Source organism: Arcicella rigui (genome assembly GCF_034929435.1).
In the GTDB taxonomy this organism is placed as follows: domain Bacteria; phylum Bacteroidota; class Bacteroidia; order Cytophagales; family Spirosomataceae; genus Arcicella; species Arcicella rigui.
On sequence record NZ_JAYFUM010000014.1, the window covers coordinates 134,849 to 146,864 of the forward strand.

Here is a 12,016-nt window from a genome sequence, read left to right on the forward strand (position 1 = left end):
AGGAAATATGAATTTGACGCTAAAGGTTTGGCGTCAGAAAAATGCAAATAGCGAAGGCAATTTTCAGCAATATGATGTGAAAGGCATCTCTGAAGATATGTCATTCTTAGAGATGTTCGACGTGTTAAACGAACGTCTTATCAATGAAGGCGAAACTCCAGTAGCTTTCGACCACGACTGCCGTGAAGGTATCTGTGGTATGTGTTCTATGTACATCAATGGCGAGCCACATGGCCCTAACAAAGGTGTAACTACTTGTCAGCTTCACATGAGAAGCTTCAAGAGTGGAGATACTATCACCGTAGAACCTTGGAGAGCAAAAGCATTCCCAATCGTAAAAGATTTAGCCGTAAACCGTTCTGCTTTCGACCGTATCATTGCAGCGGGTGGTTATATCTCTGTAAATACAGGTAATGCTCAAGATGCAAACTCTTTACCAATTCCAAAACCAGATGCAGACGAGGCTTTTGCAGCGGCAGCTTGTATCGGTTGTGGTGCTTGTGTTGCAGCTTGTAAAAATGCTTCAGCAATGTTGTTTACTTCAGCGAAAATTTCACAATTGTCTCTACTTCCTCAAGGACAAGCTGAACGTGCTATTCGTGCTGAAAACATGGTTGCTCAGATGGACATCGAAGGTTTCGGTGCTTGTACAAACACTGGTGCTTGCGAAGCTGAATGTCCAAAAGGTATTTCTTTAGAAAATATCGCACGCATGAACCGTGAATATTACGGAGCTGTACTTTCTTCAAAATAAGAAAAAAGCTTTTTTGATAAAAATCCCATTTACCGGTATTGGTGAATGGGATTTTTTATTTTATCAACACTTCATCTCAAATAAAAGGTATTTGTTTCTTTCTTTTTATCTGATAAGTACATGAGTTTTAGTTTTTTCCTTAGCTTTGAGTTCATATTATAAAAACTCTAAAACCATGGGAATCTTAAACGCATTAATGGGAAATTCTTCAGAAGTATCTTCTGAGAAAATTGCTCACGAATTTCAACCAATTTTGATTGAAGGAGAAGTAATCGTAAAATCATTCAAGCTTATCCGTGATATGTTTGTGTTTACTAACAAACGCCTGATTTTGGTGGACAAACAAGGTATTACTGGCTCTAAAATTGATTTTATGACCATCCCCTATCATTCAATTAATTATTTCACTAAACGCAGTGCCAGCTTGTTGGACCTCGACGCTGAGATTTTGATTTGGATAAAAGGAACTTCTGAACCCATCCAAAAAGAATTCAGAAAAGGTGAAAATATCAACGACGTCTATAAAACCCTAAGTACTTATGTATTAGGCTAAAGTGAAACTTCAATAACTTTTTCCCTCAAGGTTTTTAGTAAACCCTTGAGGGATTTGTCTTTAATAAAATATCATTTACCAACGAAAAGCAATAATTTTGTAAGATTAGCAAAATTTAAATCCTAAAATGAATCTAACTGAAACTCAATACAGAGAAATTATTGCCATTTGTAAAGCTCTTTTCCAGAAAAAAAATAAAGATTATGGTACTTCATGGCGAATTTTACGTTTACCAAGCCTAACCGACCAAATCTTTATTAAAGCCCAAAGAATTCGTTCAATACAAGAAAAAGGAGTACAAAAAATTGAAGATGGCATCGAAGGGGAATTCATCGGAATCATCAATTATTGTATCATTGCCTTGATTCAAAAAGAGTTAAATGATTCCACAAAAATGGAGTTTTCAGAACAAGAACTCAGCGATTTGTACGATGCACAAGTAGAAAAAACATTAGCATTACAAAAAAATAAAAACCACGATTACGGCGAAGCTTGGCGTGATATGCGAGTAAGTTCGATGACAGATTTGATTTTAATGAAAATCTTTAGAACAAAACAAATTGAAGATAACAAAGGCATTACTTTGGTATCTGAGGGTGTTGAAGCGAATTATCAAGATATGATGAATTATGCCATTTTTTGTATGATTCATTTGAAGTACGGAGCGTAAAAGAGCTGTCAGCTTTTAGCAACGAGCTTTCAGCATTGGGGTAATTTAGTTATCAATCACTAATTCACTCAATCACAAATCACAAAATATCAATGAAATTAATTGCACATTTTTCGAGGCTTTTTGTCGGCATTATATTTATTTTTTCGGGTCTTATCAAGCTTAATGACCCTGTTGGCACTCAAATTAAATTAGAAGAATACTTCGATGTATTCGCTACTGATTTTCCGTTTATGGCTGGCTTTTGGGAATTTTGGATTCCCTATGCCTTGTATGTGTCAATTTTCCTTTGTGCTTTAGAATTAGTGCTGGGCGTTTGTCTGTTGGTGCAGTATAAATTAAAAACAGCTTCATGGATTTTATTGGCAACGGTTATTTTCTTTGGTTTTCTTACTTTTTATTCTGCTTACTTCAATAAAGTAACCGATTGCGGCTGTTTTGGCGAAACGATTAAATTGAAACCCTGGACTTCGTTTATCAAAGACATGGTTTTGATGTTTTTTATCCTGATTATTTTATGGCAACGTAATATTTTTGCAGACAAAAAAACAGGCGTTTTGGTAGCGGCTTCGGTAGTTTTTTCATTGATTTTGGGTATTTATGCTGTTAGATACTTGCCTCCTTACGATGGCTTGCCGTATGCAGTCGGACAAGATATTCCTAAAAATATGCAACCTTCTGCTTCTTTAGAATTCAAATATATTTATGAAAAAGGAGGTGAAACGTTGGAATTAGACCAAATGCCTACGGATACTACTTATCATTTCAAAGAAATGATAACGCTGAATCAGGATGAAGCAAAAGCGAAAATTACCGACTACAATATTTGGAAAGATGGCGATTCTACCGACTATAAAGCAGAAAGTTTTGTAGGTAAAAAATTGATGATTGTTATTCCAGTTATCAAAAAAGCGAATACTTCAAATATTGATAAAATCCGTGAATTAGCTAAAAGTTTGGACGGAACAGACATCAAAGTTTGGTTGGTGAGTGCTTCAAGCGAAGAAGATGTAAATAATTTCAGACATGAGCATCAGTTGGCAATACCAAGTTTTAGCTCTGACACAAAAGTTTTGAAAACTATCGCACGAGCTAATCCAAGTATTTGGTTGCTAAAAGATGGAATTGTAAAAGGCAAATGGTCGCATAACAGTACGCCAGATAAAAATGAAGTAATAGAATCTCTAAAGTAATTAATATTGTGCAGGCCTTCTTGTGAAGGAAATTTTTATCATGAAAAACATTTTTCTTATTGGAATGCCCTCTTCGGGAAAAAGTACTCTGGGCAAACATCTTGCAAAACGTATCAATTATAAATTTGTTGATATGGACGAAATGATTGAAAAGCAAGAATTAATGACTGTCCAAGAAATTTTCAAACATAAAGGAGAAGATTATTTCAGAGTTATTGAAAGTAAAACGCTCAAAAGTATTGAAGCTAATCAAGCATTAGTGATTGCCACTGGTGGCGGAGTTCCTTGTTTTTTTGATAATATGGACTACATCAAGCAAAATGGAACAAGTGTCTTTTTGAACGTTCAGCCAGAAGATTTATTAAAAAGAATTTTAAAATCAGACATTAACAACCGTCCACTGATTAATAAAAATACCACAGAGGAAAGTTTATTGAAAAATCTTCAAGAAAGATGTGCTTATCGTTTACCTTTTTATCAGCAAGCGGATATTCAGATAGATGGGAATATTGATGTAGAACAACTTTTATGGATTCTGGACGAAATGAATGGACTGTAAACAAGTATGAGTGTTGAATTATGAATTTTGAATTAATAAAAAATAGTTAATTTCAGTCTATTAAAGTATTTGTAAATCTATAATAATTTTAAATGATTATTATCATACTAATACAAACGACAAGAGCTTGGAAAATTTCCAAGCTCTTGTCGTTTGTATTAGTATGATAATGATGAAGGTAATTGTGGTGTCATCACATCGTAATCATCATCAGATTTTGGCTTTTTGAACAAAGCTCTGAAAGTATTAGCCATGTAAAAAATATCTTCTACTTTACTTTTGGCCATTCTCATCAAATAATCATTCACTCCTGATTTCAAAATGCTGTCAAAAACATTTCTAAGAAGAACTAAATCGCCTTCGTGTTCGCAGAAATTTTTCACTACATACATCGTGAAGCCACTATCACGATTACTTGCGTTGTAGAGGACTAAATTAAAGTCCATTTCACTGATAAAAGAAACGACCTTATTCTTAGAAAAATCATAAAACATATTTTTTGAATCAACCAAAGAATCAAGGATTTCAACTTCGTTATTTGTAATATATAGGTTATCTGTCACCTTTGTTATTTGCTCTTGTACAATCATCGTTATAAGTATTTATACTGTTATTAATCGACTTTCAATTGAATTAATGGTTAAATTTTATGATTAAATATAACATTAGCAAGTAATTATACTTATTTTTTTTATGATGATTTTTTTGTATTAAAAACCCCAAAAGTGCCTTTTTAATAAAAATTGGCATTGTTTCAAAAACAGGTTTGTTTCTAAAATCAATAAAAAAAGTACAATTTTTAAAAACTGATTTCTACAAAGGTTGTTTTCTCAAAAAAAACATTTCTTATCCAAAAAGTAGGATAACAGAAATGCTGTTTTTCAAAAAAAACATTTTTTTCGGGTAAAAAATGTTTTTTTTGAAGCTAAATAGCTATGGTTTAATATTTTAAGGCTTTCAGCAAAAAAATGTAAGAATCGACAAAAGGAGGTTTAAAAATAACAATTAAGTTTTTCGTCTTTTTTTTTAACCTGTTCGTCTCATTCTCAAAAGTTTAAGATTAAACTAACTTAATTTTGAATCAGCTTCAGAAAATCAAAAAGATTTTTTGATTTGTACAGACAAAAACGCAAGAAAGAAATAAGTGAAATAGCGAAGTGAAAAGGAAATATTTCAAGCGTAAGAGATTGAAAGTATTGAAGAAAGAATAACAAGAGATATATCTTGAAAATATTCAATTCAAGTCATTGCGGTATTTGGCAATGCAAAAATATTAATTGAGAAGTTTAAAGAGGTTTCATAGTAAAGCCACCCCGATTTTCGGAGTGGCTTTCTCATTTTTTATGGTATATCATTACAGAATTACAATATCGTCGGCATTAGCTACTTCAAAATTCTGTGTTTTCAGATTCTCGGTAATTACTTTAGAAGACTCTCTGGCACGGGCAATAGCAATGACGTTTTTCTTTTCATCTAAAATTTCAAAAACTTCTGATTTTTCAAAAACACCAATTACTTTTTTGATACCAACAGCCAAAAGGCTTTTTCGATTTTCTAATGCTAAAACAGCCCCAGTATCTACTTGTACTTTTCCTGCAATTAGACTTCCAGAAGCCAACCATTTTTGACGGGCATTCAAAGCAACTTTCTGAGCAGCAAAGCTTGTTCCATTTTGATTATTGATGGCTTTCAACATTCCGTCGGCAGGTTTCATACCAAAAATCACTACTCTTGTTCCCATTCGTGTAGCCAAACGAGTATAAGTAAGTTTTGAAATCATACCGCCTAAGCCTAATGAAGATTTATCGTCATTAGCCAAACCCAATACCGAAGCATCAACTTTGGGAATAAAGGGAATGATATTTTTATCAGCATCCAACAGTCCACCTACAGAAGTACAAAGTAATAAAGTATCAGCCCCAAAACCCGTAGCGATTAACGTTGCCAATTCGTCATTATCCGAGAATTTCAACTCCAAATTACTTACTACGTCGTTTTCGTTGGCAATCGGAATAATACCATTATTCCAAAGTTCTTGATAGGTTTCTTTCAGTTGAAGAAATTGATTTCTATTGGCGAAGTGATGTCTTTCACAAAGGCTTTGAGCTACCGTAATGCCATACTTGGCGAAGTACTGAGTATATTTTGCCAAAAGTAAAGGGTTACCAATGGCAGCCGCCGCTTTTCTTTCAGCAATTGTTCCTTTGTAATGCTGAATATAGCCTCTGCCCGCTCCTACAGCTCCCGAAGAAACCATAACAATCTGGTAATCAGCACTTAATATCGAAACTTGTCGAGCAATTTCTTGTAATATTTCTTCATTTAATTCGCCCGACTTATGAGTAATGGAAGCCGTTCCGAATTTGATAACAACGATTGGTTTGGACATTTTGAAATGTAAACGGAATACCGCTTGTGCGAAAAAAGTAATATATCAATTGAGGTAATAACACGACAAAATTACAATATTCTAAATCTTTCGCAATTGAGGCTATGATATATCCTCGAAAATATCCAAAATTTCTATCCGTTCAATAATTCTTTTAGATTGATTTCTGTGAAAACACAACGCTTTTCCAAGGCTTTTTTCAGAGCTTTCACATAGTCTGCCCGTGGAATTTCGATTGCCCCATATCGGCGAACATTATCGTTGATAAACTGAGTATCCAACAATTCAAAACCTTGCATTTTCAGAATTTCCATAAGGTAGTGAAAAGCCACTTTCGAGCTTTCTGGTACTTTATAAAACATCGACTCACCAAAAAAAACAGCCCCAATACATACCCCATACAAGCCCCCCACCAAACTATCGTCAATATACGCTTCAACCGAATGAGCCAGCCCCATTTTATTCAAATCGCAGTAAGCTTCCACGATTTCGTCTGAAATCCAAGTATCCGCATCGCCTTTTCGTGGAGCAGCACAGTTACGCATCACAGCCTCAAAATTGGCATTGATACGAATTTCAAAAAGTTTTTTGTTAAGAATTGGTTTTAATGATTTCGGGGGTTTATAAGTATCAATTGGAATTATAGCACGTGGGTCAGGAGAATACCAATAAAGAGTGCCATCAGTATCAGCCATCGGAAAAATTCCGTTCATATAGCCATAAATTAAATCGTCGGCTGTAAGTTTATTCGTGTTGATTTTGGGAGAGATAGACATCTTCGCTTGTTATTTATAGATAAAACACTGTTTTTCAAAAGTTTAAGAATCTTACAGTTTCAAAAACAAAACTTTTTTACAGTACATCACTAATCAATTTTAGTGAAATATTATTAAAAAAACAAGTGTATTCAATGAAATAAACAGGCAAGTACTATCATTAAAAATACTTAAACCCAAACTTAAAGTATGTTCAATCAGGCATTTATCAACCGCCAAAAAAGCCTCAAAAAGACTTAAAAATGAGTATTTTTCATTAAGTTTTCATAAAATTGAAAAAATATATTGCATCTTAAATTTAGTTTTGGTAAACTTTGCACGATTATTCGTTTTCAGCTGTTTTAAACTCGAATAAGTTCTCAAGGAAAAATGATTTACGAAGTAAAATTCATATCATATTCATACTCGCCAATGCCTATTTTTAGGCGTTCATTCTTCCGCAGGGTCTGATGCCCTGACATATTTCTATTTGCCCATGTGGTAAATCATTTCGCCCCCTTTTACATTTTGTTATATTCAATAATCTGAGGCTCATTTTAGAGTCAGGGTTTATTATCATCTTGTTTTTCTAATTAAAAACAATTTTCAAGCTAAATCTTAAAGTGGAAAAATTATCAGCTTCTGAGGTTTTAACCAACGATTATACGGTTCAGGTTGCTACATCTGAACATTTGCATCTTGCTGAAGCAATTTGCCTTGAAATGGAAGAGTCTGCAAAAGCTCGTGGAACGGGTATTGCAAAACGTTCTCCACAATATCTACGTGACAAAATCAACGAAGGCAAAGCCATCATTGCTACCAATTCGGAAGGCGATTTTATAGGTTTTTGCTATGTTGAAACATGGGAACATGGAAAATTCGTAGCCAATTCGGGCTTAATTGTAAAGCCAGAATGGAGAAAATACGGCGTTGCCAAAGCTGTAAAGGCAAGAGCTTTTGAATTGTCGAGAACTCGTTATCCTGATGCAAAAATCATCGGTATTACTACTTCATTGGCAGTAATGAAAATCAACTCTGAGTTGGGATACGAACCAACCACTTTCAGTGAATTACCAGTAAATGATGCTTTCTGGAAAGGCTGTCAGTCGTGCGTAAATTACGATGTACTTACACGTACCGACCGTAAACATTGTTTGTGTACAGGAATGATTTTCGACCCAGAATGGGAACGCAAAAAAGCATTGAAAGAACAAGAAACTTCATCTGAAGAGAATGTAATGGCAGAAGAAAACGCACACGAGCCATGGAATTTCTTGAAAGACGTAAAAGTATTAGAACGCCTAAAAAGCATTAAAGAAAAAATGTTTTTGAAAATGGCTGAAAGAAGAGCTAATAAGTTGATTGCGAATAGAGATTAGCCATTATTCTCCCCGCTTTAAAAGTAGTTTTTTGTATCTTTATTAGTGGATATATAAAATTTATACTCAATATGATAAAGACTTCAGCAGTGCCATTGAATAGCAGTTATAATTTGACAATTCCGAACAATTACATTGGGAAAAAAATTGAAATTATAATTTATGCTCTTGATGAAGTAGAAGAGCAAACTACTTTACCAACCAAGACGAAGCTTTCAGAAAAATACAGAGGCATACTCAGTAAAGAACAAGGAGACAATTTAGATAGTCATATTTCTAAAATGCGTGGAGAATGGAACGGTATTTAATAGATACAAATATTGTTTCTGGATATTTTTCATCATCATTTTCTAAGACGGGACTTGACTGGATGGATAAAGTAATTGATGATGTTCCTAATATTTCTATTATTACACAAATTGAGCTTCTCTGCTGGCAAACTGATATAGTAACCGAAGCAAGTATAAAGGAGTTTATTGATGATAGTAAGATTTGGGATATTACACCGGAAGTGTTAAATCAATGTGTAAATATTCGCAGAAAAAAGAAAATTAAGACTCCTGATGCGATTATTGCAGCTACCGCCTTGATAAACGGTTTTATTATTATTACCAATAACGAAAAAGATTTTAGAAATATCAAAGGTTTGAAACTTATCAATCCTTTTCAATTATAAATTAAACGATTAGCATATCGCCAAAAGCGTATTGCTTAGAGCAAAAAATGAGTAAACCAAAAGTAATCTTAGCATTTAGTGGAGGGCTTGATACCTCTTTTTGTGTAAAATATTTAGCAGACGATTGTGGTTATGAAGTACATTCTGCCCTTGTTGATACAGGTGGATTTAGTGCTGAAGAGCTAAAAGACATTGAAACAAAAGCTTATGGACTCGGAGTGGCAAGTCACGTAACTTTAGATGTTGTAGAAAAATATTACAATGATTGTATCCGCTACATGGTATATGGTAATGTATTGAAAAACAATACGTATCCACTTTCTGTATCGGCTGAAAGAGTTTTCCAAGCAACGGCGGTGGCAGAGTATGCCAACAAAATCGGTGCAAAAGCGATTGCTCACGGAAGTACTGGTGCTGGAAATGACCAAGTGCGTTTTGATGTGGTTTTCCAAATCATGGTACCTGAGTGTAAAGTAATTACGCCGATTCGTGATATGAAATTATCTCGTGAAGCAGAAATTGAATACTTGAAAGAAAAAGGCGTTGTTCGTGACTGGACAAAATCTGCGTATTCTATCAACAAAGGATTGTGGGGTACTTCTGTCGGTGGACGTGAAACGCTTACTTCTTATGGTTATTTGCCCGAATCTGCTTGGCCAACACAAGTAACTGCTACTGGCGAAGAAACTGTAAAATTACATTTTGAAAAAGGTGAATTAGTAGGTATAAATGACGAAACATTAACGCCTGTTCAAGCTATCCGTAAGCTGACTGAAATCGCTGCTCCTTATGGCGTTGGTCGTGATATTCATGTGGGCGATACCATTATTGGTATTAAAGGAAGAGTTGGTTTTGAGGCAGCAGCTCCTTTATTAATCATCAAAGCACACCACCTTTTAGAAAAACATACGCTTACAAAACAACAGTTATACTGGAAACAAACTTTAGGAGAAACTTACGGAACGATGCTTCACGAAGGGCAATTCTTAGAGCCAGTAATGCGTAATTTCGAGACTTTCTTAGCTGATACTCAGGCAAATGTTTCTGGAACAGTACAAATTCATTTAGCTCCATATCGTTATCAATTGCTGGGTATTGAATCTAAATTTGATTTAATGTCGTCTATTTTTGGTTCTTATGGCGAAATGAATAATACTTGGACGGGCGATGATGTAAGAGGTTTCTCTAAAATTGTTTCTAATCAAACAATGATTCATAGAAAAGTTACTGAGGCAGGAGCGTAAGAGTTGTGAATTGTGAGTGAGGAGTTTTGAGTTGTTTGTCGATTTGGATTAAAATATTGATATACAAGACTTTAATTCTTTAGTATTTGGATATAAAACTTATTAATACTATGTAATCAGAATTGTTAAATGACAATATTTTGTAGCTTAACATTACTAAATAGTGTTTTAAAGAAATACGGTTAACAGATATACAATTAACTAATAACGTTTTTCAAACCTAAATCAAGAAACAATATGCTCACAGCCATCAAAGGAACGTATGAAAATGGGCAAATCACTTTAGCTGAAAAGCCCATTTCTAACCAGAAAATGAATGTTATCGTTACATTTTTGGAAGAAGATACTGGCAAAAAAAATCCTAATAAAAGTAGAAAAGCTGGAGGACTTAGTGGTAAAGTATGGATGTCAGAAGATTTCAATGAACCACTCGACGACTTAAAGGATTATATGTAATGCAGCTCTTGTTAGACACCCATACATTGATTTGGTTTTTGGAAGACAACCCACTTCTAAAAACCAAATCTAAACAACTAATTGAAGACGAAACAAATGACATCTTTGTTAGTGCCATTAGTTTTTATGAAATGAGTATAAAAATTTCAATTGGAAAACTTATACTTCCCGATTCCTTAGAATTTACAATTGAGAAAACAATTGAAAAAGATATTCAAATAATTGACTTGAACCGACATCACTCCATTCAATATCAGACCATTCCTCTGCTTCCAGAACATAGAGACCCATTTGATAGAATGCTAATCGCTGTTGCGGTTCATGAAGATTTAACTATCATCTCAGCAGATGAAAAATTTAAAAATTACGCTACAATAATTAACCTTATTGAAGCATAGACTCATAAATTTAATGAAAGTAGGCATAATTGGTGGTGCAGGATATACAGGAGGAGAATTATTGAGAATCCTGATTCATCACCCAGCAGTAGAAATTGTTTTTGTTAATTCAAAATCTCAGGCAGGAAAACCTGTTTATAGTACTCATACTGATTTATTAGGTGATACAGATTTACTCTTTTCAGACGACCTTCATACAGATATTGATGTTGCTTTCCTTTGTTCGGGACATGGCGAATCGAAGAAATTCTTGGAAGCAAATCCTTCTTTTAAAAGTATTAAAATCGTTGATTTAAGTACTGATTATCGTGACCAATCTGAAGGTTTTGTGTATGGTTTGGCAGAATTACAAAGAGAGAAAATCAAAACGGCTCAATACATTGCCAATCCGGGTTGTTTTGCTACTTCTATTGAATTAGCATTATTGCCTTTGGCAGAGGCTGGAATTTTAACTGATGATATTCATATTTCGGCAGTAACGGGTTCAACTGGTGCGGGGCAAAGTTTATCGGCTACCAGTCATTTTTCTTGGAGAAACAATAACATTTCCATTTATAAAGCCTTTACTCATCAGCATTTACAAGAAATTGGTATGGTGGTAAATACTTTACAGAGCGATTTCGACCAAAGTTTTAATTTTATTCCTTACCGTGGAAATTTCACTCGTGGTATCATGGCGAATGTTTATACAAGCTTTGATGGTACTTTGGAAGACGCTAAAAAATTGTACAAAAAATACTACGAAACACATCCGTTTACGCACATTAGCGATAAACCTGTGGACGTAAAACAAGTGGTAAATACGAATAAATGCCTTATTTCATTAGAAGTACACAATGGCAATTTATTGATTTCAAGTATTATTGATAACCTTACAAAAGGTGCGTCAGGACAGGCTGTTCAGAACATGAATTTAATGTTTGGTCTTGATGAAAAAACTGGTTTAGGTTTAAAATCGGTAGGTTTCTAAACCACCGATTTTTTATCATC

Annotated in this window: 15 protein-coding genes; 12 read left to right on the forward strand and 3 right to left on the reverse strand. The window is 34.2% G+C overall.

The genetic code is table 11. From position 1 onward, the window contains the following. Positions 1–7 precede the first annotated feature (7 nt). From VB248_RS12895 to VB248_RS12915, 5 genes are all read left to right on the forward strand, one after another. On the forward strand, positions 8–754 hold the full coding sequence (locus VB248_RS12895; RefSeq protein ID WP_323297235.1) for a succinate dehydrogenase/fumarate reductase iron-sulfur subunit: 747 nt from the start codon (positions 8–10) through the stop codon (positions 752–754). 175 nt (positions 755–929) lie between these two features. Beyond that, on the forward strand, positions 930–1,307 hold the full coding sequence (locus VB248_RS12900; protein ID WP_323297198.1) for a PH domain-containing protein: 378 nt from the start codon (positions 930–932) through the stop codon (positions 1,305–1,307). A gap of 127 nt (positions 1,308–1,434) precedes the next feature. Beyond that, positions 1,435–1,977 (forward strand): DUF1599 domain-containing protein, encoded by a 543-nt coding sequence (locus VB248_RS12905; RefSeq protein WP_323297199.1) that lies wholly within the window; start codon positions 1,435–1,437, stop codon positions 1,975–1,977. 92 nt (positions 1,978–2,069) lie between these two features. Further along, a complete protein-coding gene (locus VB248_RS12910; RefSeq protein ID WP_323297200.1) occupies positions 2,070–3,170 on the forward strand; it encodes a BT_3928 family protein in 1,101 nt (366 codons plus the stop codon). A 40-nt stretch (positions 3,171–3,210) separates the two neighbouring features. Further along, entirely contained in the window at positions 3,211–3,729 is a 519-nt protein-coding gene (locus tag VB248_RS12915) for a shikimate kinase (protein ID WP_323297201.1), read from the forward strand. A gap of 158 nt (positions 3,730–3,887) precedes the next feature. On the opposite strand, the gene VB248_RS12920 is transcribed toward VB248_RS12915, so the two are convergent. The 3 genes from VB248_RS12920 to aat form a co-directional block, all read right to left on the reverse strand. Next, positions 3,888–4,292 (reverse strand): hypothetical protein, encoded by a 405-nt coding sequence (locus VB248_RS12920; protein WP_323297202.1) that lies wholly within the window; start codon positions 4,290–4,292, stop codon positions 3,888–3,890. 791 nt (positions 4,293–5,083) lie between these two features. Then, a complete protein-coding gene (gene proB / locus VB248_RS12925) occupies positions 5,084–6,118 on the reverse strand; it encodes a glutamate 5-kinase (protein ID WP_323297203.1) in 1,035 nt (344 codons plus the stop codon). Between the two features lie 134 nt (positions 6,119–6,252). After that, positions 6,253–6,894: a leucyl/phenylalanyl-tRNA--protein transferase gene (gene aat, locus VB248_RS12930; protein ID WP_323297204.1), complete on the reverse strand. Its 642-nt coding sequence runs from the start codon at positions 6,892–6,894 to the stop codon at positions 6,253–6,255. Positions 6,895–7,496: 602 nt separating this feature from the next. On the opposite strand from aat, the gene VB248_RS12935 reads away from it, so the two are divergent. The 7 genes from VB248_RS12935 to argC all read left to right on the forward strand — a co-directional run bounded on the left by VB248_RS12935 (position 7,497) and on the right by argC (position 11,996). Continuing rightward, positions 7,497–8,252, forward strand: a complete 756-nt coding sequence (locus tag VB248_RS12935; RefSeq protein WP_323297205.1) for a GNAT family N-acetyltransferase — start codon at positions 7,497–7,499, stop codon at positions 8,250–8,252. A 71-nt stretch (positions 8,253–8,323) separates the two neighbouring features. Next, positions 8,324–8,560 (forward strand): hypothetical protein, encoded by a 237-nt coding sequence (locus tag VB248_RS12940; RefSeq protein WP_323297206.1) that lies wholly within the window; start codon positions 8,324–8,326, stop codon positions 8,558–8,560. Then, positions 8,545–8,928 carry a type II toxin-antitoxin system VapC family toxin gene (locus VB248_RS12945; protein ID WP_323297207.1) on the forward strand — a complete coding sequence of 128 codons (384 nt, stop codon included), beginning with the start codon at positions 8,545–8,547 and terminating at the stop codon, positions 8,926–8,928. Before VB248_RS12940 ends, VB248_RS12945 begins: the two co-directional genes overlap by 16 nt. Positions 8,929–8,975: 47 nt before the next feature. Further along, complete coding sequence (gene argG, locus VB248_RS12950) at positions 8,976–10,172, forward strand: argininosuccinate synthase (protein WP_323297208.1); 1,197 nt, start codon at positions 8,976–8,978, stop codon at positions 10,170–10,172. A gap of 237 nt (positions 10,173–10,409) precedes the next feature. After that, positions 10,410–10,628: a DUF2281 domain-containing protein gene (locus tag VB248_RS12955; protein ID WP_323297209.1), complete on the forward strand. Its 219-nt coding sequence runs from the start codon at positions 10,410–10,412 to the stop codon at positions 10,626–10,628. After that, positions 10,628–11,026: a type II toxin-antitoxin system VapC family toxin gene (locus tag VB248_RS12960; protein WP_323297210.1), complete on the forward strand. Its 399-nt coding sequence runs from the start codon at positions 10,628–10,630 to the stop codon at positions 11,024–11,026. The genes VB248_RS12955 and VB248_RS12960 overlap by 1 nt, the downstream gene beginning before the upstream one ends. Before the next feature lie 13 nt (positions 11,027–11,039). After that, entirely contained in the window at positions 11,040–11,996 is a 957-nt protein-coding gene (gene argC, locus VB248_RS12965) for an N-acetyl-gamma-glutamyl-phosphate reductase (protein ID WP_323297211.1), read from the forward strand. Positions 11,997–12,016: the final 20 nt, after the last annotated feature.

What these genes read in the sequence shown, in the direction of transcription:
- VB248_RS12895 (WP_323297235.1), top strand. Translation starts at nt 8, where the DNA reads ATGAATTTGACGCTAAAGGTTTGGCGTCAGAAAAATGCAAATAGCGAA.
- VB248_RS12900 (WP_323297198.1), top strand. Translation starts at nt 930, where the DNA reads ATGGGAATCTTAAACGCATTAATGGGAAATTCTTCAGAAGTATCTTCT.
- VB248_RS12905 (WP_323297199.1), top strand. Translation starts at nt 1,435, where the DNA reads ATGAATCTAACTGAAACTCAATACAGAGAAATTATTGCCATTTGTAAA.
- VB248_RS12910 (WP_323297200.1), top strand. Translation starts at nt 2,070, where the DNA reads ATGAAATTAATTGCACATTTTTCGAGGCTTTTTGTCGGCATTATATTT.
- VB248_RS12915 (WP_323297201.1), top strand. Translation starts at nt 3,211, where the DNA reads ATGAAAAACATTTTTCTTATTGGAATGCCCTCTTCGGGAAAAAGTACT.
- proB (WP_323297203.1), bottom strand. Translation starts at nt 6,118, where the DNA reads ATGTCCAAACCAATCGTTGTTATCAAATTCGGAACGGCTTCCATTACT.
- aat (WP_323297204.1), bottom strand. Translation starts at nt 6,894, where the DNA reads ATGTCTATCTCTCCCAAAATCAACACGAATAAACTTACAGCCGACGAT.
- VB248_RS12940 (WP_323297206.1), top strand. Translation starts at nt 8,324, where the DNA reads ATGATAAAGACTTCAGCAGTGCCATTGAATAGCAGTTATAATTTGACA.
- VB248_RS12945 (WP_323297207.1), top strand. Translation starts at nt 8,545, where the DNA reads ATGGAACGGTATTTAATAGATACAAATATTGTTTCTGGATATTTTTCA.
- argG (WP_323297208.1), top strand. Translation starts at nt 8,976, where the DNA reads ATGAGTAAACCAAAAGTAATCTTAGCATTTAGTGGAGGGCTTGATACC.
- VB248_RS12955 (WP_323297209.1), top strand. Translation starts at nt 10,410, where the DNA reads ATGCTCACAGCCATCAAAGGAACGTATGAAAATGGGCAAATCACTTTA.
- VB248_RS12960 (WP_323297210.1), top strand. Translation starts at nt 10,628, where the DNA reads ATGCAGCTCTTGTTAGACACCCATACATTGATTTGGTTTTTGGAAGAC.
- argC (WP_323297211.1), top strand. Translation starts at nt 11,040, where the DNA reads ATGAAAGTAGGCATAATTGGTGGTGCAGGATATACAGGAGGAGAATTA.